This is a genomic window from Aestuariivita sp., assembly GCF_049276915.1.
GTDB lineage: Bacteria > Pseudomonadota > Alphaproteobacteria > Rhodobacterales > Rhodobacteraceae > Aestuariivita.
In genome coordinates this window covers 52,777-74,376 of sequence record NZ_JBASXK010000031.1, presented here as the reverse complement: position 1 = coordinate 74,376, position 21,600 = coordinate 52,777, and the positions used below count along the sequence as shown (strand labels likewise).

Here is a 21,600-nt window from a genome sequence, read left to right as displayed (position 1 = left end):
ACGTGTCGACACCTGCCTCACGTATTTCGGCCTGATCGCTTTCCATCACATGGGCGGTCAGGGCGATGATCGGTGTGTGCCTGCCGTTTTTCTGTTCCATCGCGCGGATGCGGCGCGTGGCTTCCTTGCCGTCCATTCGGGGCATCGAAATATCCATGAAGATCATATCGGGCTCAAACGCCCGAAAGGTTTCAACGGCCTCTTCTCCGTTCTCGGCAAAGACCAGTTCGATCTGCAGATCCTTGAGCATCTTGCCCAACACAAGCCGGTTGGTCTTGTTATCCTCGGCCGCCAGAATGCGCATCTTGCGCGGCGTGCCTTGCAGGGTTGGCACCGGGACGGGGGCGTTTGACAAGGCGACGTCCGCAGTCAAGGCACCCAGATGCGAGAACAGCGCGGCACGGGTCAGAGGCTTGGGTATCACGCTGGTGTAAACCTGCCCGGCATCAGCGGTCTTGCCCGAGACAAGCAGGACCGGGATATTGAACCCTGCCGCGCGGATCGCGCTGGTCAGATCGTTCGGCGTCATGTCAGGAAGGCCATCATCCAGTATGATCGCGTCGAAACGCGTCTGCGTTTTCAGGGTGTCCAGCGTATCGGCACCGCTTGCTTGGGCCGTGACCTCAAGGCCCAGTTGCATCAGCCGCCGGCGCAAGACGTCGCGGTTCACGTCAATCGGGTCGGCAATCAGAACACGCCTGAGCGTGCCCGCCAGATCCGGAGGTTCAACCGCCGGGCCTGTCAGCGGCAAGGGCAGGCTGACCCCGAAAGAGGCACCTTTACCCTCGTCCGAGTCGACCCAGATCTGTCCCTGCATCAGGTCAACCAGGCGTTTCACGATGGCCAGCCCAAGGCCGGTGCCTTCGAATTTTCGGTTTTTCTCGTCCTCGACCTGATTGAACTCTCCGAAGATGTGGCTGGTTTTGTTCTTTGCGATGCCGATCCCGGTGTCTTCGACGATGATGCGGACATCAACCATGCCCGCATCGTGATCCGCCACCCCCGTCAGGCGGATAAGGACATGGCCGGTTTCGGTGAACTTGACGGCATTCCCAGCAAGGTTCGTGAGGATCTGGCGGATGCGCCCCATATCGCCCAACACTTCGACCGGAAGAAACAGATCGCAATCCAGTGCCAGTATCAGCCCTTTGTCGCGTGCTGCCGGTTGCAGCAATGTCACCACCTCATGCACGCAGCGTTCCAGATCGAAGGGCTCGGGATGCAAGGTCAGTCTTTCGGCCTCGATCTTTGAGTAATCCAGCACGTCATTGATGATCACGAGCAGCGCTTCGCCCGAGTTCTTGATGGTCGAGACATAAAGATGCTGCTCGTCGGTCAGGTCCGTATCCATCATCAGATCGGCCATGCCGACAACGCCATTCATCGGGGTTCGGATCTCATGGCTCATGTTCGCAAGGAACGCGGATTTCGCGCGATTGGCTGTCTCGGCCTTGTGACGCGCGGCTTCAAGCTGGGCCTCGTAGCGCACCGTTTCCGTTATGTTCAACGCAAGGCTGACCACGTCCCCGCCATGGCCGCGCTGGTCGATCAGCCTGATGTATTGATCATTCCAGAGCCGGATCACGACCGGTTCCGGTGCCGCAGATTCCCAGCGCGACAACATCTGCGCGCGCCAATCGGCGGGGGTGTGATCGGCAATGTTGACGATACCCTCATCGGTCAAAAGCTGCAGAAGCCGGGCATAGCTGACACCGGGGCCGACCTCTTCCAGATCTTCGAACACGGACAAATAGGCCGTATTGGCACCAATCATCAGCCCATCGACATTGAAGAACGCGAATCCATCCTGGATGGTCTGGATGGAAAGCCACAGACGCCGCTCGGCGATTTCGACCTTCTCATTGGCAATCGTCAGGTCCGATTTGAACCGCTCGTTCTCATCGCGGACGGTGGCGACTTCGGCTTCGGTCGCGCCAATGCGGCGGGTCAGCGCCAGCGCGTGTTTGCCCAGTTTGCGGTTCGCAGCGTGCAGTTCGGCCTGCTTGAGTTCAAGCAACCGTTCAGCCGCAAGGCGCGCGCGCCTCTCTTCCGCCAGTTTTCCTGCAAGGTTCATGCCAAACTCTCTCCCGGACGAACTGGTCCCGTGATCCCCCTACAGAATGTGCAGCCAAGGTGAAAAACATCTTAAGCTGTGCGGGATACCGCGACGAAAACCTCGGGTTTGCCGGGCGCAGAGTTGCCAGACTCACCCCCGCCGTGTCACGCTGGGCGCATTACATCGGTTGGGAGACCCAATATGCCCCGTTTCATCCTTGCATTTCTGCTGTCGTTGTTTGCTGCTTCCGCGCTCTGGGCTCAGGCGGTGCCTGAACATCGGATGATTGCAACACGAGACGTGGATTTCTATGGATCAGACCTGCAGGCGCTGTTTGACACGGATCTTGCCACCTGTATCCGGGCCTGCGCGCAGAACCAGGCCTGCGCGGCCTTTACCTTCAATGCTCGTTCCAATGCGTGTTTCCCCAAATCCGCGGTCTCGGAGCGCACTGAATATCAAGGCGCGATCTCGGCCGAGAAAGTCGCAACCGACCCTGCGGTTCTGGCGAATGCCGATGTCCGCCGCGCGGCGCTGGGGTTTCTTTCGGACGCTTTGATCCGCGAAGCGGCAGATGAGGCCCGTGGGATCAGCTTTCGCCACAGCGTGAGGGATGTTGCCCTGCAGGATGTGCTTGATGCTGCCCGGTCCCGAGAGGCGGGTGCCAACATGCAGGAGGCTCTGCGCTGGATGGGCGTGGCGGTTGCCATGACGGATCGCGCCGATCTCTGGGTCGAGTATGCGCGTCTCAGCCTGGCGGTTGACCCTGACAACAACGAGGCCCGCCGGCAGCTGACAAAACGCGCGTTGCTTGCGGCAGCCAATGCCTATCTCCGAGGGGAGTCTGGCACCGTGCGCGCCAATGCCCTGATGCAGCTTGCTCCGGCTCTGGAAAACTTGGGCCGGGGTCGTGACATGGTGTCGGCGCTCAGGCTGGCGCAAAGCGAGGCATCGCGCAGCGATATCGAACTGGCGCTTGATGCGGCGATTGCCAAGTATGGCTTTCGGATTGTGGACACGCAGGTCGATAGTGACGCGGCTGCCCCACGGGTCTGCGTCGAATTCTCGGAATCCTTGGCCAAGACCGGCGTCGATTACGAGCCCTTCGTGCGGCTGCCCTCGACGGATTTGGCGGTTCAGGTGGATGATCGCCAGATCTGCATCGACGGGGTGGATCACGGTGCGCGCTATCGGTTGACCTTCCGCAGCGGCTTGCCCGCCGCATCGGGCGAGGTGCTGATCCGCGATACCGAAATCACGCAATATGTCCGGGACCGCAGTACCCTCGTGCGCTTTCCGGGGCGCGCCTATGTGCTTCCCAAGGCCGCTGATGCGGCGATCCCGGTCGAGACGGTGAACCTTGGTCAGATTGACCTGAAACTGCGCAAGGTATCGGACCGCAATTTGTTGCACGCGGTGCAGGAGGGCTATTTCGGCAGGCCTTTGTCAAAATGGGAAGATGACCGCTTTGCGGATACGATCGCCCAAGAGGTCTGGACCGGGACCGCAGAGGTGGAAAACGACCTCAATCAGAACATGATCACCCGCTTGCCGCTGGGAGAGGTGCTTTCAGGCTTGCCGACAGGCATCTATGCGTTGAACGCGCGGGACCCGAATGGCGATGAATATGAGGATGGAGGTGCCACGCAATGGTTTGTCCTGTCCGACCTTGGCCTGACGACCATGAGCGGTGCGGATGGGCTTCATGTGGATGTGCGCGGCCTTTCGGATGCGGCCCCTCGGGCAGGCGTCACGCTGACCCTGATTTCACGCGCCAACGAAGTTCTGGGGCGCATAAAATCCCAAGCAGACGGGTCCGCACGGTTTGAGCCGGGACTGACCCGAGGGGCTGGCTCGGCGGCCCCTGCCATGGTGCTGGCGCAGTTGGGCGAGGAAGATCTGGCATTTCTGACCTTGACCGATCCGGCCTTTGATCTGTCGGACCGTGGCGTGGAAGGGCGTGCGCCCGCCGGGCCTGTCGATGTTTTCCTGACACCGGACCGGGGCGCTTACCGGGCGGGCGAGACAATCAACCTGACTGTGCTTGCCCGCAACAGCGACGCCCGCGCGATCGAGAATTTGCCCCTGACGGCGATCCTGACGCGCCCTGATGGCGTTGAGTACACGCGCCGTGTCTCTGGCGGAGGGGCTGCGGGGGGTCATGTCTTTGGCTTTGCTCTGGGTCAGAACGTTCCACGCGGCACCTGGAATGTGGTTGTCAAAACCGACGCCGAGGGCGATGCGCTTGCGTCCACACAGGTCCTGGTCGAGGATTTTCTGCCCGAGCGGATCGACTTTGATCTGAGCCTGCCAGACGCGGCATTGCGCCCCGGCGATGCGCCGTCCTTGGCAATTCAGGCGCGCTATCTGTTCGGTGCTCCGGGGGCGGGGCTTGGGATCGAAGGATCCGTCGCGCTGCGCCCCGTGCGAAGCCTGTCGGACTGGCCAGGCTTCAGGTTTGGGCGCTATGATGAAAGCACGCGCGCTGTGCGCAGCTTCTTCAGCGGCGGTCCGACCGATCCTGATGGCCGCGCATCTGTTCAGATCGAGATACCTCAAACGGACGTATCCGGCTTGCCGCTGGAGGCGACTGTCACCGGACGCATCGCCGAAGGCTCGGGCCGCCCTGTCGAGCGACAGGTGACCGCCGCTGTTCAGCCCGCGACTGCGATCATCGGAATCAAACCGCAGTTTGAACAGGTGGTGCCCGAAGGTGGCGAGGCCACATTCCAAATCATGGCATTGTCGCCGCAGCTTGTTGCAGAACCGATGACGGTGACATGGACGCTCAATCGGATCGAGACGCGGTATCAGTGGTACCGCCTCTACGGGAGCTGGGACTGGGAACCGATTACCCGCCGCAGCCGGATCGCATCGGGAGAGGCGCAGATTGGTGAAACGCCCGTGACGGTTTCTGCACCGGTCGACTGGGGGCGCTATGAACTGGTGGTCGAGCGCGCAGGTGGCGCATATGTTGCGGCTGCCGAGGATTTTTATGCGGGCTGGTACGCGCCCGCCGATAATTCGAATACGCCTGACACGCTTGAGCTTTCGCTGGATCAACCGGACTATGCGCCCGGCGACACGGCCCGCCTGCGGCTTGTTCCGCGCTATGGCGGGACCGCGCTGATAACGGTGATGTCCAACAAGGTCATCGAACGCCGCGCGGTCGAGGTCGTCGCGGGTGAGAACCTGATCCCGATCGACGTGACCGATGAGTGGGGGGCCGGGGCCTATGTCACGGCTTCTGTCATTCGCCCGATGGATGTGGCGGCGGGGCAAAATCCCGCGCGCTCTCTCGGGCTGGCCTATGCCAAGGTCGCGCCGGGTGACCGGCAGCTTCAGGTCAGCATTGATGCGCCTGACATCACCCAACCGCGTCGCACATTGCGCGCAGGAGTAAGCGTCGCGGGTGCGCCCGCGGGCGAAGAGGTCTGGCTGACGCTTGCAGCAGTCGATCTCGGTATTCTCAATCTTACTGGTTTTGACAGCCCTGATCCCTCTGAACATTATTTTGGTCAGCGTCGTCTGGGTGTCGAGTTGCGGGATGTCTACGGTCGCCTGATCGATGGCATGAATGGCGCGATGGGGCAGGTTCGCTCGGGCGGGGACTCCGGTTCCGGGATGCGCATGCAATCGCCACCCCCCACAGAAGATCTGATGGCCCAGTTCACCGGTCCGGTTCGCGTGGGCGCGGATGGTACGGCTTTTGTCAATATCGACCTTCCGGCCTTCAACGGCACGGTCCGGCTGATGGCCGTGGCATGGAGCCCGCGCGGTGTTGGTCAGGCCGAGCGTGACGTGATCGTACGCGACCCGGTGGTTGCGCGCGTAAGTCTGCCGCGTTTTCTTGCCCCGGGCGACCAAAGCCGCCTGCGCATCGAACTGATACATGCCGAAGGACCGACCGGGGCTATGCAGGTGCGCCTCGATGCGCCGGCATCGGTCAGGCTGAGTGCGCGAAACGCCGAGGTCTCGCTGAGTGAGGGCGCACAGCAGGTGCTGGATATCGCGCTGGCGTCCGATCAGATCGGGGATCACCCGATCAAGCTGACGCTGGTGACGCCCGACAACAGGGAACTGACACAGGAATTCACCCTGCCGGTGCGCGCCAATGACCCCGAGATCGCCGTGACGCGCCGGTTCAGTCTGGGAGCCGGAGAGACCTTCACCCTGGATGGAGCGGTGTTCTCCGAGATGCGCGATGGCACGGGATCGGCGGTGATCTCTGCCGGGCCACTGGCGCGATTTGATGCGCCCGGACTGTTGTCCGTGCTCGACAGATATCCTTACGGCTGCACGGAACAGGTGACCTCGCAGGCGATGCCCTTGCTTTATCTCAGTTCGGTCGCGCAGGCCGTCGGTTTGGGGGACAGGCCGGATATGGACGGAAAGATCGCCTCGGCCATTCAGCAGGTGCTTGCGCGTCAGGCCGCCAATGGGGCCTTTGGCTTGTGGAGTGCAGAATCTGACAGCGATTTCTGGCTGGATGCCTATGTGGCCGATTTCCTGAGCCGCGCGCGTGCGCAAGGTCACACTGTGCCCGATCTTGCCTTTCGCATGGCAATCGACAACCTGCGCAACCGCGTGAACTTCGAGCCGGACTTCGACAACGGTGGTCAAGATCTGGCCTATGCGCTGTTTGTTCTTGCACGCGAGGGCGAAGCGGCGATGGGCGATCTGCGCTACTATGCTGATCAGAAGGCGGAAAACTTTGCCACGCCGATGGCGCTTGCTCAACTTGCTGCGGCTTTGGCGGCCTATGGCGATCAGGTCAGGGCGGATCGCATGTTCGCTCTGTCTCAGGCGCGGCTTGATCGGGCCAGTGGCGACGGTCTGCCCATCTGGCGCAGCGATTTCGGGACGCGCTTGCGCGATGCGGCAGGGGTTCTGACGCTGGCTTCCGAAGCAGGCAGCACGGCAATTGACCGGGATGGCCTGGTGCAGCGCGTTGCGCTGCGCGATGGCCGTCGATCAACCCAGGAGGCCGCCTGGTCCCTGCTGGCGGCACATGCTCTGGCCGAAGCTCCGGGCTCTGCCGGGTTGCGGGTGAACGGCACGGAGGTCTCAGGTCCGTTCGTGCGCCTGCTGGAAGACGGGATCAGCGCTCAGAGCTATGCGATTACCACCTCTGCAACCACGGACCTTACGCTGACCACAATGGGTGTACCTGCCATCGCGCCGCCGGCGGGCGGCACCGGATATACCATTGAACGGGAATTCTACACCCTGGAGGGTGAGGAGCTCGATCCGGCCACTTTGACCGTTGGCCAACGGTTCGTGGTGTTGCTGAGTGTTCAGCCTTCCGGGGATACAGGCGCGCGGCTGATGGTGGATGATCCGCTGCCTGCCGGTGTCGAGATCGACAACCCGAGCCTGCTGCGCTCGGGCGATATCCGGGCGCTGGAGTGGCTCAGGACAAGCGAGGTGGAACATGCAGAGTTCCGCAGTGATCGGTTCCTGGCGGCGGTCGATCTGCGGGATCGCTCGGAGGTGACACTGGCCTATGTCGCCCGTGCCATCACACCGGGGGATTACCATCAGCCTGCGGCCTCGGTGGAAGACATGTATCGCCCCAGATATGGCGCACGCACCGAAACAGGCCGTGTGACCATACGCGAATGAAACGCGCCGCCCCTCTTCTGTTTGCCTTGGGGCTGACTCTGGGAGGGGCCGGTGCGCTGCATGATATGGGCGCGCGTTGGGTCGCGGCGACCGAGGTGCCCCCAGTTTTGTCCGAGACATCTGTCGAGGTAGTGGATCGCGACGGCCGTTTGTTGCGCGTCTTCCCGGTGGAAGACGGACGCTGGCGATTGGGCATCAAGCCGTCTGGCGTCGATCCGGACTTTATCGACATGCTGCTGCGCTATGAAGATCGCCGGTTTTGGGAGCATGCGGGCGTCGACCCCCTGGCGCTGATCCGGGCCGTGGCGCAAGCGGCGTGGAGCCGGGAAATTGTCTCGGGCGGCTCGACGCTGACCATGCAGGTTGCCCGTCTTCTCGAGAATGGCAGCACCGGGAAATGGTCCGGAAAGATCCGCCAGATCCGTCTGGCGCTGGCGCTGGAGCAGCGGTTCAGCAAGGACGAGATACTGGCGCTGTATCTTCTGCATGCGCCTTATGGGGGCAATCTGGAAGGGGTGCGCTCGGCCAGTCTTGCGTGGTTTGGCAAGGATCCGCGTCGCCTGACACCGTCCGAGGCGGCTTTGCTGGTCGCCCTTCCTCAGGCACCCGAAGCGCGCAGGCCAGATCGCAACCCCGAGGCCGCGCGCGTGGCCCGTGATCGGGTGATCGCACGATTGGCAAGCCAATCCGCGCTGTCTTTCGATGAGGCCGCCATCGCGCTGCAGGCCGATGTGCCGCGCCGCCAGAAAGGTTTTCCGGCCTTTGCACCGCATTTGAGCCAGGCAGTGGTCGCGGCAGACCCCACCGCTCTGCGCCACCGGCTCACGCTGGATATCGCGATGCAATCCCGGCTCGAGCGGCTTCTGGCAGAGGCGCTAAGCGACGCGCCCGCGCAGGTGTCCGGTGCGATCGTGCTGGCGGATCACCAGACAGGCCAGATTCTGGCATCCGTCGGATCACCGGATTTCACCGACACTGCCGGGCAGGGCTTTGTTGATATGACCCGCGCCATACGCTCGCCGGGGTCGACGCTGAAACCCCTCATCTATGGGCTGGCTTTTGATCAGGGCCTTGTTCACCCCAACACGCTGATCCATGACGGACCGGTCCGGTTCGGCCGCTATGCGCCGCAGAATTTTGACGGGCAGTTTCGTGGAGATGTGCGGATCCGTGATGCGCTGCAACTGTCGCTGAACATTCCGGTTGTCAAACTGACCGAGGCGCTGGGCCCTGCCCGGGTAATGGGTGCGCTGTCGCGAGCCGGGATCAGCGCGCAGGTCCCGGGCGGCAAACCGGGGCTGGCGATTTCGCTCGGTGGCATCGGGCTGAGCCTCAATGATCTGGTGCAGCTTTATGGTGCGATTGCGCGGGGGGGCGAAGCCATTGCCTTGACCCATCAATCGACTGAACGCGCGCAAGGCACGCGGTTGATGTCGCCGATGGCGGCCTGGCATCTCGGGAACATCCTGGCCGAACTGGCCCCGCCGCAGGGCGCTCCGGCGGAAGTGATCGCGTATAAAACCGGCACATCCTATGGCCACAGGGACGCCTGGGCCGTGGGCTGGGACGGGCGTCATGTCGTCGGTGTCTGGGTCGGCCGTCCGGACGGAACGCCCGTGCCGGGAGCGTTTGGTGCAGGTGTCGCAGCGCCGATCCTGTTTCAGGCGCTGGGGGGCATAAAGCCCGCTTTTGACCCTTTGCCACCGCCTCCGCCCGAGACCCTGCTGCTTGGGGCTGCAAACCTGCCCCAGCCGTTGCAGCGGTTTCGCCCGCGTGGTGCCGGGATTGTCCAGGCGAACGCCCCCGAGCTGATGTTTCCGCCGGATGGTGCCTATCTGGCCTCTGACAGCGATACGGTGCTGATCAAACTTCGCGGCGGAGTCCGGCCTTATTCGGTCCTAGCGAATGGTCTGCCCATCGCAACCGGCCTCCAGACGCGCGAAATCGAACTGCCCAACCCCGGAGCGGGGTTTTCAACGCTGACAGTGGTCGATGCTCAGGGCCTGTCAGCGCGAGTCACTATCCGGATCATGGATTGAACCGGGCGGTCTTACCGCCGCCCTTCGCGCAGCCAGCCTGCAAGAATGAAACCCGAGGCCAGCAGAAGCACCAGCCAGGCTGGCAGCAACGGGATCTGTGTCACGTCACTTGTCTCGTAGGCTCCGCGCGGGGTCAGTCCGATCCAGCCTCGCCCGGCAGCGGGTCTGCCTTCGCGCACCGTGCGCAGGGTTGGCAAGCCGTCCTCCAGGCGCAACATCCCGCCGCGCAAAGAGGCGACCACGGGCTGCAACAGATCAGCAGAGGCAATGGTCTCTTCAAACTCGCGCGGTGCTGCGGGGCCTAGTCCGATCACGGCTTCATGCTCTCCCTCCACCAGGCGGTAAAGTCCGATCTCGGGCCCGCTGTAAAGCGCCTCGAAGCGACCCGGGCTGATTTCTTCCAGCTCGATCTCGACGCTGTCACCCACCGGAGGCGTCACGGTCACAGGCCCGATCGCTTCATCCAGCGTCCGCCGGATAATCCGCATGGTTTGGCCTGTTGCTTCTGCCCAGAGGGCTTCTTCTTCCAACTCGGGCTCTTTCATCATCCAGTGAGCCAGACGGCGCAGCAATTCCAGTTGTGGCCCGCCGCCCTCATACCCGCGGCTCCAGAGCCAGGCATGGTCAGAGGCCAACAGCGCCACGCGCCCTTCTTCCACACGATCCAAAATCAGCAACGGGCGGTCATCGCTGCCCGACATCACAACGTCACCGGTCTGCGGCACCACATCAATCTGGCGCAGCCATGCGCCCCAGTTGTCCGGGCGGCCCAGTTCGGATGTCACAGGATGACGACCTCCCAGATCGGTCACCGTGGGGCGGAAACGCTCTTCGATCACCCGCGCGCTGGGCTCTGCCGGCAGGACAGATGCAAGGGGCGACCGATAGATGCTGTCGGCAGTTGCAAAATCCGGCCCTGCCGCGACCAGAACCGCACCACCATTGCGCACATAATTGGCCACGTTATCGAGGTAGATGGCGGGCAGGATACCGCGCCGTTTGTAGCGGTCGAAAATAATCAGGTCGAAATCATCGATCTTTTCCAGAAACAGTTCGCGCGTGGGAAACGCGATCAGGCTCAGTTCGTTCACGGGGACGCCGTCCTGCTTTTCCGGTGGGCGCAGAATGGTGAAATGGACCAGATCAACCGAGCTATCGGATTTCAGAAGGTTACGCCATGTGCGGCCGCCCTGATGCGGCTCACCAGAGACCAGCAGCACGCGCAGGCGATCGCGCACGCCGTTCATCTGAATCAAGGCTGTGTTGTTGCGATCTGTCAGCTCTCCATCCGCCTTGGGCACGGTGAACTGGATCACGTTGCGCCCTCCATGAGGCAGGGTGACCGGCAGTTCCAGCTCTTGCCCGATCGGCACGTCGATCCGTTGCGGCTCACCACCATCAACCGAGATATCAAGCGGCGCGGTGGTCGCACCGGGCGGGGAGGCACCGCTGTCCTCGATGCTCAATGTCAGCGTGACCGGCTCACCAATGATGGCGAAGGCGGGCGCGTTGCGCACGATCAGGCGGCGGTCCCAGTCCGCCTCGCGTCCGGTCAGCAACACATGCAACGGCGCAGGCAGGTCCGGCGTGCGCTCGATGTCGTGCAAACGGCCATCCGTCAGCGCGATGATGCCAGCGATACGGGCACGCGGCTCTTCTGCCAGGGCCTCGCTCAGGGCGGTCATCAGCAGGGTTCCTGCATCGCCTTCCCCATCAGCAACACGCACGCGGCGCAATTCGGTGTTGGAACGCGCTTCGATCCTCTGGGCCAGTTCCGCGGCCGCCGTCTCTGTTTGATCAGGGCGATCACCCAGCGATTGGCTTGCGCTGGCGTCTTCCAGCATCACGACAATGTCGGTGAGCGGCGCGCGGTCTTCCTGCTGATACACAGGGCCGGCCAGCGCACCGATGATCATGGCACCCGCCAGAGCGCGCAGGCCCCAGCCGGACAGCCCACGCAGCCCTGCCAGCAAAACCGTGGCCAGGGCGACGGTCGCGACCGCAATCAGCGCAACCCAGGGAATGAGCGGGTCAAAGATGATGGTTCCGGTCATTGGCCCAACCGATCCAGCAGGGCAGGCACATGCACCTGGTCCGACTTGTAGTTGCCCGTGAGCACATGCATGATCAGGTTGACGCCGAAACGATAGGCCAGCTCGCGCTGTCTTTCCCCGGTAAAGCCACGGCCAACCGGCAACAGCGCGTTGCCTTGCTCATCGACGGCCCATGCCGCCGCCCAGTCATTGCCGCCGATAACCACCGGAGTGACACCGTCATTGAGGTTGCGGAAGGGCATGCCTTCGATCTGCTGGGCATCCGGCGGAGCCGCCTCGACCCAGACATCACGGCTGGTGTGGCGCCCGGGGAAATCCTGCAGCAGATAGAAGGTGCGCGTCAGAACGTGATCGGCAGGCAGTGGTTCCAGCGGCGGGATATCCAGCGGCGCTGCCAGCTGCTGCAGCTTGCGCCCATTCGGGCTGGATGAGCCAAAGCGCGCGATATCGGCATCGCGGGTATCAAACATGATCATTCCGCCGGATCGAAGATAGGCATTCAACTTCGCATAAGCCTCGGCGGAGGGTGTCGGCTGATCTGGCGTGATGGGCCAGTAGAGGATCGGGAAGAAAGCCAGCTCATCCCGCTCGAGGTCGATGCCGATGGGATTGGCCGGCTCTACCGAGGTGCGGAAAAACAGGGTGTCAGACAGGCCGCGCAAACCGGCTTCCGAGACATCATCGACGTTCGAATTGCCAGTCAGAATATAGGCAAGAATCATCTCTGCCGTGGCCGAAACCGCCTCGCTGTCGCCCGTGTCCTGCGCGGTTGCCGGGGTGGCAAGCGGCGAGAACAATAAAGCCAGCACAACAGTCGCTGTTCCCACAGCACGGGATCGGCCCAACCTGCCGGAAAGAGCCAATGCCGCGATCACGTCCAGCAGCAAGAGGCCGATGGCCAGTGTCAGCAGCAACCCGCCCAATGGCAGTTCCGGGCGCACGGTGATGCCTTCGACCGGGATGCGTGCGGGCCAGACCGCGGGGCTGAGAACGTCGTCAGGCCCGATCACATTTCGCGCCAGCCGTCTGTCATCGCTGTCATAAAGACCGGGCAACAGGTCCGGCCCGACGAGTGCAGACACCAGAGTAGGTCCGTCGACACCGGGCAGATTGCCCGCATCCCGCAACCGCCCGAACCCGTCCATGACCTGAACAGGCGTCCATGTGGTGCCCTCAAGGTCAGACGCCTCTGGCATTTTCGAGGCCGAGGAAACCGCCAGTCTTTCCAGCATTTCCACGAACAGCCCGGAAAGAGGCAGGCTGGACCATTCGGCATTGGCGGTGACGTGGAACAAGACGACCTGCCCTGCGCCCAGAGTCTTCCGGGTTACCAGAGGCGTGCCGTCGCTCAGCGATGCAACCACCCGTTCTGCAAGCGTCGGATCGGGTTGGGCAACAACCTGGGCTGTAACCGTCACATCCTCTGGAATGTTCAGGCCAAAGAAGGGCGATCCCTCCTCGAACTGGGCCAGCGCCTTGGGCTCGCCCCAACTCATGGCACCGCCGACACTGCGGCCCCCTGCGCGCAGACGCACCGGCATCAGCGGATGCTCTTCGGTTCGGCTGACGTCGCTTGCGGCCAGCCGAGGCCCGGCAAAGCGCAACAGCATGCCGCCTTCTTCGATCCATGTGGTCAGCGCCTCTTCCTCGCCGGAAGACAGGGTGGCAACATCGGCCAGCACGATGACATCCGGGTTTGCGGGCAAAAGCTCAAGCAACGCACCGCTCAGAAGCTCAGCTGTGGGGATCAGCGCCTGTTCGAGATAGTGCAGCGGCGAGAGCAGTTCCAACCCCTCGCGATCTTCACGCGCGGCGATCAAGGCGATCTCGCGGCGGCGCAGACTGTCATCGGACAGTGTTGTCGAACCGGCCGAGCGCTGGCCCTGCACTTCGAAACGAGACAACCGCCCGCGCAGTTCTGCCGGCAGTACCAGAGCGGTCTGCGCTTGGGTCGCGCTGGGCTCGAAAGTGGCGGAGGCGCTGGACAGCACCCGTTCAACTCCGGCAGGATCACGTCCTATCGCCAGAATTGTGACCTCGCGCTCCCCGCCGGCAACAGCACGAAGGGCGGTCAGTTGAATGGCACCGTCTTCGAAGCGCGCAGGTGCCAGCGCAAAGGACGGTATGGGCGTCTGAAACACGGTCACATCGCCCCGGCCTTCAAGGTCGGCCAGAAGATCATCGCGGCCCGGATGATCCAGCGCATCGCTGATCCAGAAGGTATCGAAACGCCCATCGCCAAAGGCTGCGATCATGTCCTCGACACGTCCCTCATTTGCCTGCCAGGGTGCAGGGGCAAAGCCGGGCAACCGGCTGCGCCAGACGTCGGCGGCCTGAAACACCGGCTCTTCCGGATCGGTCAGTTTGGCAATGGCCACGGTACGTCCGGCGCGCCCGGCCTCTGCCAGTTTCGACGCGACAAGTTCCATCTTGGCAGGCCATTGCGCCGCCCCCGCCCAGCTGCCATCCAGCAGCACCAACAGCGGGCCGGAACCGCCGCGCTGTTCTTGCGGGTTCAGAACCGGGCCCGCCAGACCAAGGATCATCGCGGCCACGGCCAGCATCCGCAGCAGCAAGAGCCACCACGGTGTGCGATCCGACACGCTTTCATCATCGGTCAGTCCCAGCATCAACACGACACCGGGGAAACGGCGGCGGATCGGTGCAGGAGGTACCGCGCGCAAAATCAGCCACAGGATCGGAAGCGCGATGAGACCCAGCAGAAGCCAGGGTGTGGTAAAGCCGATACCGCCAAGGATGGTCATGTCGTCCCCCCATCCAGCGCGCGGTACAGCCAGAGCAAGGCGGATTGCGCGGAATCGCCCGTGTGATGCAGCCCCAGTCGCCAACCGGTTGCCCGGGTCAGCTGTTCCAGTTCCGCCTTGCGGCTTGCCAAACGCTCAAGATACCGGTCGCGCAAGTCGTTGGCTTTCAGCGTTTCATGACTGAGCGTGCCGCCAACGCTTTCAAAGATCGTGCGACCGCGGAACGGGAACGCCTCTTCGCTGGGGTCCAGTACCTGCAGCAGCACGCCGCTTACTCCGCGATCCGCCGCCTTGGTCAGTGCCAGTTTGACATCCGCCATGTCGCCCAGAAAATCCGATATGAACAGTGCTCGGGCATGCGGGATCATCGCCCGATGTTCCGGCGCGGCATAATCTTCGTTCGCATCGATCGAGAATGCCTCGGCCAGTCTCAGCACCTGGTCACTGCCCCGGCGCGGCGGCAGTGAGGTGCCGGTCAACCCCACCCGTTCGCCGCCCCTGATCAGCAGGATCGCGGTTGCAAGGGCCAAGACGCGGGCCCGGTCCGATTTCTCGGGATAATTCGCGTCGGAGGTAAAGCGCATGGACGCGCCCTGATCGACCCAGAGCATGACCGACTGGGCGATCTGCCATTCCCGCTCGCGCACAAACTGCACATCGCCCATGGCGCTGCGCCTGTGGTCGATCATCCGCGAGCTGTCACCGATTTGTGCGGGTCTGTACTGCCAGAAATCATCTCCCAATCCCGCGCGGCGGCGTCCGTGTTCGCCCAACAGGACGGTTCCGGCCAGATGTTCTGCCCGCGCCAGCAAAGCGGGCAGACGCGCGGCCTCTGTCTCGGCACGTTCGCGAAGGATCAGGGGATTGTTCACGCGGCAGCCTCGGTCCGGGTCAACCCGGCCGCTGTCGTCTCGATCAGATCGGAGAGGCTGTCACCGCGTGCGCGCGCAGCAAAGTTCAACGCCATACGGTGGCTCAACACGGGTCGCGCCATGTCGATGACGTCTTCCACATTCGGAGCCAGCCGCCCCTGCAACAAGGCGCGCGCGCGCACCGTCAGCATAAGCGCCTGCGCCGCGCGCGGGCCCGGGCCCCAGGCAACGGTCTCGCGCACGCGGTCGGATACATCCGCTTCTCCGGGGCGGAATGCGCGCACAAGATCCAGGATCATGTCCACGACACCATCGCCAACCGGCATCCGGCGCAGCAGTTTCTGCGCCGCCATCAGCTCATCGCGGCTGAACACTTCGGTTGATTTTTCCTCGGCCACACCTGTTGTGGCCAGCAGAATGTCCCGTTCGGTTGCCCGGTCGGGATAATTCACATCGATCTGCACAAGGAACCGGTCCAGTTGGGCCTCGGGCAGCGGATAGGTGCCTTCCTGTTCGATCGGGTTCTGGGTGGCCAGCACGTGGAACGGCGGTGTGAGCGGCCTGTCCTGACCGGCAACGGTCACCATTTTCTCCTGCATAGCCTGCAACAAGGCAGATTGCGTGCGCGGGCTGGCCCGGTTGATCTCATCCGCCATCAGCAACTGGCAAAAGATCGGCCCCGGCAGAAAGCGGAAAGACCTTGTGCCGTCCTCGGCAGTATCCAGAACCTCCGAGCCCAGAATATCCGCCGGCATGAGGTCCGGTGTGAACTGGATCCGGTTGCCATGCAGCCCCATCACGGTCGACAGGGTTTCGATCAACCGGGTTTTCCCCAGACCGGGCAAGCCGATCAACAGCGCGTGGCCGCCGCTCAGGAGGGCTGTCAGTGTGAGGTCAACGACCCGTTCCTGCCCGATAAACCGCTTGGTGATAGATGCGCGCGCCTCGGCCAGTTTATCTTCGAGGGCCTCGATCTCGGCCACCAGATCTGCGTCGTCGGACATGACAATCCTTTCCCGGGTCATATATGTTCTATGTAGGAAGTGTATCTCGCGAAACGGAAATGGCAAAAGCAATGAGCGGACAAAAAGCCGTTACCCCCTCTGCAGAAGGCCTTGCGGCCTCGGTCAGGGCCGCGAAACCGAAAGGATTGCCCCCTGTTCATCTGTGGAATCCACCGTTTTGTGGAGACCTGGATATCCGAATTGCGCGAGATGGGACGTGGTTTTACCTTGGAACGCCCTTTGGGCGGCGTGAATTGGTAAAACTCTTCGCATCCATCCTCAAAAGGGAAGGTGACAAATATTTTCTTGTCACGCCCGTCGAAAAAGTAGGCATCACGGTCGATGATGCGCCGTTTGTTGCCGTGGATTTCGATGTATCGGGCACAGGCCGTGACCAGGTTCTGACATTTCACACCAATGTGGGCGACTCGGCTGCCGCAGGAACGGACTTGCCGATTCGCGTGAAGCGCGATCCCAAGACCCTGGAACCGTCTCCCTATGTGCTTGTCCGAAGCAATCTCGAGGCGCTGATCGATCGCAAAAGCTTTTATCGTCTCGTCGATCTTGGCACCCATCATGAGGGCTGGTTCGGCGTCTGGTCGCAGGGCGCGTTCTTTGCAATCATTCCCTCCGAAGAGCTGGCAGACAGCTGACCCTTGACCACAGGTCCTTGAGATCGTCATCCGTATGCTGCGATCCTGCAAATGGCTGTCTGCGCTTTGGCTCTGGCCAGTACCAGCCTGTCGATGCACAGTCTGGCCGAGCAGATGAACAGAGTTATGTCCGATGATTCCCGCCCGCTTTGCCCCGGTTGTTTTTGGCCTGATACTCTCGGGTCTGATGTCCTGCGTAGTATCCGGCATCGCCACGATAAAGGCGCTTGGCCCTGTTGACGGGGTTTTCGGAGCCTGGATGCTTTCATGGGTGTTCAGTTGGTTGGTGGCCTTTCCCACCGTGTTGGTCGTCGCACCATTGACCCGCCGTCTCGTGGCGCGGATTACGCGGCAGGACTGACGGCTCAGAAAACTGTCGTAGGCCTCCTTCATTCGGGTTATGCCCGCGTCATGACTGCAGCTGACACATTTGAAATCTTCCTTGCAGCGCCTCCGGGACTGGAGAGCGTGCTGCTTGAGGAAGTCCGCGAGGCGGGGTTTGGCGATCCTCAGGCCACTCCGGGAGGCGTTCTGATTCACGGCGGCTGGCGCGATGTCTGGCGCGCCAATCTGGTCCTGCGCGGCGCGGGCCGTGTGCTTGCGCGCTTTGGCGGCTTCCCGGTTTTCCATCTGGCGCAGCTGGATAAACGCGCAAGAAGGTTCGCCTGGGACGAGGTGCTCAGGCCGGGCAGTGCGGTGCGTGTCGAGGTCACCTGCAAAAGGTCCAAGATCTATCACGCCGGTGCTGCCAGGCAGCGCATTGAAACGGCGCTGAGTGAAAGCTTTGCAGCACAAGTCACACAAGACGCCGCCATCCAGATCAAGGCCCGGATCGAGGATAACTTCTGCACCTTCAGCGTGGATACATCCGGAGAGTCTCTGCACAAACGGGGCCACAAGGAAGCTGTGGGCAAAGCGCCGATGCGCGAAACACTAGCGTCACTTTTCCTGCGGCAATGCGGCTATACGGGCGATGAGCCGGTTGTTGATCCGATGTGCGGCTCGGGCACATTCGTCATCGAGGCGGCCGAGATTGCCCGGGGGCTTTATCCGGGCCGCAGCCGCGGCTTTGCCTTCGAGGATCTGGCCAGCTTTGACCCGGAAATCTGGACTGAGATGCGCCACTCGGGCACGTCGCGCGCCTGCGATACGATCTGTCATGGCTTTGATCGGGATCAGGGTGCCATTCGCATGAGCACGGCAAATGCCACGCGCGCCGGTGTCGATGATATGTGCCGCTTTGGCTACCAGCCCATCAGCGATCTGACCCCACCCGTAGGCCCGCCGGGACTGGTTATCGTCAACCCGCCTTATGGCGCGCGCATCGGAAACAAGAAGCTTCTGTTTGGTCTGTACGGGGCACTGGGTAAGGTACTGAAAACAAGGTTTTCCGGCTGGCGCGTGGGGCTTGTGACCTCCGAGACCGGGTTGGCGCGAACAACCGGCCTGCCGTTCAAGGCACCCGCGCCTCCCGTCCCTCTGGGCGGTCTCAAGATTACGTTGTTTCAGACAGGGCGCTTGTAGGTCAGTCTGCCAATGCCCGCCTTTGGCGTTTTGGGCAACCGTGCTTTTGGGTATTTTTGACCAGAAAGAAGCGGGGGAGTCAGTGCGCTTCAGCCCAGTTTTTTCCTTGCCCGGCATCCACGACCAGACGCACGTCAAGTTTCACGACTGGGTCCGCAGCGCTTTCCATGATGTTCTTGGCGCGGGCGATCGTGTCGCTGGCTGCATGTTCTTCAACTTCAAAGAGCAACTCGTCATGGACCTGCAACAGCATTCTGGCCGGAAGGTCCGCGATCGCATCGGGCATGCGGACCATGGCGCGCCGGATCACATCAGCGGCTGTTCCCTGGATGGGCGCGTTGATCGCGGCGCGCTGTGCAAAGCCGGCACGGGGGCCTGTGGCATTGATCTCGGGTGTGTGGATCTTGCGCCCGAAGAGCGTCTGGACATAGCCATGTTCTTTCGCAAAAGCCTTTGTGTCATCCATGTAAGTGCGAATGCCGGGGAAACGTTCGAAGTATCGGTCGATGAACCCCTGGGCCTCGGCGCGCGGGATGCGCAGATTGCGCGCAAGGCCAAATCCCGAGATGCCGTAGATCACTCCGAAGTTGATGGCCTTGGCGCGCCGCCGCACGTCAGGCGTCATCTCATCAAGCGGGACATCGAACATCTCTGACGCCGTCATCGCGTGAATATCGAGCCCGTCCGCAAAGGCTTGCTTCAAGGCCGGGATATCGGCGATATGGGCCAGGATGCGCAATTCGATCTGCGAGTAATCGAGCGCCACCAGAACCTTGCCCTCATCGGCAACAAAGGCCTCGCGAATGCGGCGGCCTTCTTCGGTGCGGATCGGGATGTTCTGCAGGTTGGGATCGGTCGAGGCCAGCCGCCCGGTCGATGCCCCGGCAATGGAATATGACGTGTGCACGCGCCCTGTATCCGGGTTTATGTGGTCCTGCAGCGCATCTGTATAGGTCGATTTCAGCTTGCTGAGTTGACGCCAGTCAAGCACGCGTGCCGGCAGTTCATGTTCGGTCGCCAGATCCTCGAGAACATCTGCACCTGTGGCGTATGCCCCTGTTTTTCCGCGCTTTCCGCCTTCCAGTTCCATCTTGTCAAACAGGATTTCGCCCAATTGTTTGGGTGAGCCCACATTGAATGTTTGCCCTGCCAGTTGGTGAATTTCTGCCTCGAGTCCTGCCATCTTTTGCGCAAACGCATTGGACATGCGGCTGAGCGTATCGCGATCTACCTTGATCCCGGCCATCTCCATTCTGGCCAGCACCGGCACCATCGGGCGTTCCAGCGTTTCATAGACGGTGGTGACCTGTTTGCGATGAAGCTGAGGTTTGAAACTCTGCCAGAGCCGCAGGGTGATATCCGCATCTTCGGCGGCATAGGCTACGGCCTCGTCAATCGGGACATAGTCGAATGTGCGCGCCGACTTTCCGGAGCCAAGCAGCGGTTTGATCGGGATCGGCGTATGGTTGAGATAGCGCTCGCTCAGGGTGTCCATCCCGTGCCCATGTTCACCGCCATGCAGCGCATAGGACATCAACATCGTATCATCTATCGGCGAGACATCGATGCCATAACGGGCAAAGACCTTGGCGTCGTATTTCATGTTCTGCCCGATCTTGAGGATACTGTCGTCCTCCAGAACCGGCTTCAGCATGGCCAACGCCTCGTTCAGCGCGATTTGCCCTTCGGCCAGTGCATCCGAGCCGAAAAGATCGTCGGACTGACCGGCTTTGTGCGTCAGCGGGACATAGCAGGCATGACCTGCTTCGACACAAAGCGAGATGCCGACCAGATCGCACAGCATCTCGTTCAGGCCGGTGGTTTCCGTATCCACGGCAACCCAGCCTCGGGCGCGGATCTGATCGATCCAGCTTTGCAGAGTGACGCCGTCGCGCACGCACTCATAGTTTGCCGCGTCAAAACCCGGAGCCTCCAGTGCCCCCGCGCTGTCATGCGACGGCGCGGCCGTGGCATCGGAAATCACCGGAGCCTCGACGCCCAGTTGATCCGCGATGCGTTTGGTCAGCGTGCGGAATTCCATCTCGGCCAGGAAGGCCATCAGAATGTCGGGATCGGGCTTGCGCACCTCAAGATCATCAAGCGTGAAATCCAGTGGCGTATCGCAATCCAGTTGCACCAGACGTTTGGACAGTTCGATCTGCGCGCGGTTCTCGACCAGTGTCTCGCGGCGCTTGGGCTGCTTGATTTCACCGGCGCGATCCAGAAGCGTTTCCAGATCTCCGAATTCATTGATCAGAAGAGCGGCTGTCTTGATCCCGATCCCCGGCGCACCGGGTACGTTATCCACGCTGTCGCCCGCCAGGGCCTGTACATCCACAACGCGTTCGGGATAAACGCCGAATTTCTCGAACACGCCCTCGCGGTCGATCCGCAGGTTCTTCATGGCATCCAGCATTTCGACGCCATCGCCGACCAGTTGCATCAGATCCTTGTCCGAACTGATGATCGTCACTGCGCCACCCGCATCCCGCGCCTGACAGGCGAGCGTGGCAATGATGTCGTCGGCCTCAAACCCCTCTTTCTCCTTGCAGGCGATGTTGAAGGCTTCGGTGGCCGCTCGTGTCAGAGGTATCTGCGGGCGCAGATCCTCGGGCATGGCTTCCCGGTTGGCTTTATAGAGGTCATACATCTCGTTGCGAAACGTATGGCTGCCCTTGTCAAAGATCACCGCCACATGGGTCGGGGCGTCCGGTCCGTGGTTTCCTTCGACATAGCGGTGCAGCATGTTGCAAAAGCCGCTGACCGCTCCAATGGGCAAATCGTCGGATTTGCGCGTCAGGGGCGGCAGCGCATGATAGGCGCGAAAGATGAATGCAGATCCATCAATCAGATGCAGATGACAGCCTTTGCCAAAGCTCATGCGCTTAATCTCCCAATGTGGCAGATAGCAAGATGCCACGCATCAAGGGGGAAACGCCACCTGCTTCTTCTTGCAAAAAATACGGTCGCGGCCGGCAGTTTCAGCCTGACCGGAACGCCCTGGAAAC

At 61.9% G+C, this 21,600-nt stretch carries 11 protein-coding genes; 5 read left to right on the top strand and 6 right to left on the bottom strand.

Annotated elements, in window-relative coordinates; genetic code table 11:
* Positions 1 to 2,074 (bottom strand): response regulator (locus WAO69_RS03180; protein ID WP_422176598.1); only part of this gene is annotated, 2,074 nt, incomplete at its 3' end.
* Between the two features lie 183 nt (positions 2,075 to 2,257).
* On the opposite strand from WAO69_RS03180, the gene WAO69_RS03175 reads away from it, so the two are divergent.
* On the top strand, positions 2,258 to 7,681 hold the full coding sequence (locus WAO69_RS03175) for an alpha-2-macroglobulin family protein (RefSeq protein ID WP_422176597.1): 5,424 nt from the start codon (positions 2,258 to 2,260) through the stop codon (positions 7,679 to 7,681).
* Positions 7,678 to 9,720, top strand: a complete 2,043-nt coding sequence (gene pbpC / locus WAO69_RS03170) for a penicillin-binding protein 1C (RefSeq protein ID WP_422176596.1) — start codon at positions 7,678 to 7,680, stop codon at positions 9,718 to 9,720. The genes WAO69_RS03175 and pbpC overlap by 4 nt, the downstream gene beginning before the upstream one ends.
* 11 nt (positions 9,721 to 9,731) lie before the next feature.
* Here pbpC and WAO69_RS03165 read toward each other — a convergent pair whose 3' ends face one another.
* From WAO69_RS03165 to WAO69_RS03150, 4 genes are read right to left on the bottom strand one after another with little or no spacing between them, the layout of a single operon-like run.
* Positions 9,732 to 11,774 carry a hypothetical protein gene (locus WAO69_RS03165; RefSeq protein WP_422176595.1) on the bottom strand — a complete coding sequence of 681 codons (2,043 nt, stop codon included), beginning with the start codon at positions 11,772 to 11,774 and terminating at the stop codon, positions 9,732 to 9,734.
* Complete coding sequence (locus tag WAO69_RS03160) at positions 11,771 to 14,539, bottom strand: DUF4159 domain-containing protein (protein ID WP_422176594.1); 2,769 nt, start codon at positions 14,537 to 14,539, stop codon at positions 11,771 to 11,773. Before WAO69_RS03160 ends, WAO69_RS03165 begins: the two co-directional genes overlap by 4 nt.
* Positions 14,536 to 15,411 (bottom strand): DUF58 domain-containing protein, encoded by an 876-nt coding sequence (locus tag WAO69_RS03155; protein WP_422176593.1) that lies wholly within the window; start codon positions 15,409 to 15,411, stop codon positions 14,536 to 14,538. Before WAO69_RS03155 ends, WAO69_RS03160 begins: the two co-directional genes overlap by 4 nt.
* Complete coding sequence (locus WAO69_RS03150; RefSeq protein WP_422176592.1) at positions 15,408 to 16,415, bottom strand: AAA family ATPase; 1,008 nt, start codon at positions 16,413 to 16,415, stop codon at positions 15,408 to 15,410. The genes WAO69_RS03155 and WAO69_RS03150 overlap by 4 nt, the downstream gene beginning before the upstream one ends.
* 71 nt (positions 16,416 to 16,486) lie before the next feature.
* Here WAO69_RS03150 and WAO69_RS03145 point away from each other — a divergent pair, with 71 nt between their 5' ends.
* The 3 genes from WAO69_RS03145 (at position 16,487) to WAO69_RS03135 (ending at position 18,592) form a co-directional block, all read left to right on the top strand.
* Positions 16,487 to 17,068 carry a DUF1285 domain-containing protein gene (locus WAO69_RS03145; protein WP_422176591.1) on the top strand — a complete coding sequence of 194 codons (582 nt, stop codon included), beginning with the start codon at positions 16,487 to 16,489 and terminating at the stop codon, positions 17,066 to 17,068.
* A gap of 133 nt (positions 17,069 to 17,201) precedes the next feature.
* A complete protein-coding gene (locus WAO69_RS03140; RefSeq protein WP_422176590.1) occupies positions 17,202 to 17,429 on the top strand; it encodes a DUF2798 domain-containing protein in 228 nt (75 codons plus the stop codon).
* Between the two features lie 50 nt (positions 17,430 to 17,479).
* Positions 17,480 to 18,592: a THUMP domain-containing class I SAM-dependent RNA methyltransferase gene (locus WAO69_RS03135; RefSeq protein ID WP_422176589.1), complete on the top strand. Its 1,113-nt coding sequence runs from the start codon at positions 17,480 to 17,482 to the stop codon at positions 18,590 to 18,592.
* 79 nt (positions 18,593 to 18,671) lie between these two features.
* Here the strand turns inward: WAO69_RS03135 and polA are convergent, their stop codons facing one another.
* Positions 18,672 to 21,473: a DNA polymerase I gene (gene polA / locus WAO69_RS03130; protein ID WP_422176588.1), complete on the bottom strand. Its 2,802-nt coding sequence runs from the start codon at positions 21,471 to 21,473 to the stop codon at positions 18,672 to 18,674.
* Positions 21,474 to 21,600: the final 127 nt, after the last annotated feature.

Excerpts from the sequence above, each read along its gene's own strand:
- WAO69_RS03145 (WP_422176591.1), top strand. The coding sequence starts at position 16,487 with ATGAGCGGACAAAAAGCCGTTACCCCCTCTGCAGAAGGCCTTGCGGCC.
- WAO69_RS03135 (WP_422176589.1), top strand. The coding sequence starts at position 17,480 with ATGACTGCAGCTGACACATTTGAAATCTTCCTTGCAGCGCCTCCGGGA.
- pbpC (WP_422176596.1), top strand. The coding sequence starts at position 7,678 with ATGAAACGCGCCGCCCCTCTTCTGTTTGCCTTGGGGCTGACTCTGGGA.
- WAO69_RS03165 (WP_422176595.1), bottom strand. The coding sequence starts at position 11,774 with ATGACCGGAACCATCATCTTTGACCCGCTCATTCCCTGGGTTGCGCTG.
- WAO69_RS03160 (WP_422176594.1), bottom strand. The coding sequence starts at position 14,539 with ATGACCATCCTTGGCGGTATCGGCTTTACCACACCCTGGCTTCTGCTG.
- WAO69_RS03175 (WP_422176597.1), top strand. The coding sequence starts at position 2,258 with ATGCCCCGTTTCATCCTTGCATTTCTGCTGTCGTTGTTTGCTGCTTCC.
- WAO69_RS03140 (WP_422176590.1), top strand. The coding sequence starts at position 17,202 with ATGATTCCCGCCCGCTTTGCCCCGGTTGTTTTTGGCCTGATACTCTCG.
- polA (WP_422176588.1), bottom strand. The coding sequence starts at position 21,473 with ATGAGCTTTGGCAAAGGCTGTCATCTGCATCTGATTGATGGATCTGCA.
- WAO69_RS03150 (WP_422176592.1), bottom strand. The coding sequence starts at position 16,415 with ATGTCCGACGACGCAGATCTGGTGGCCGAGATCGAGGCCCTCGAAGAT.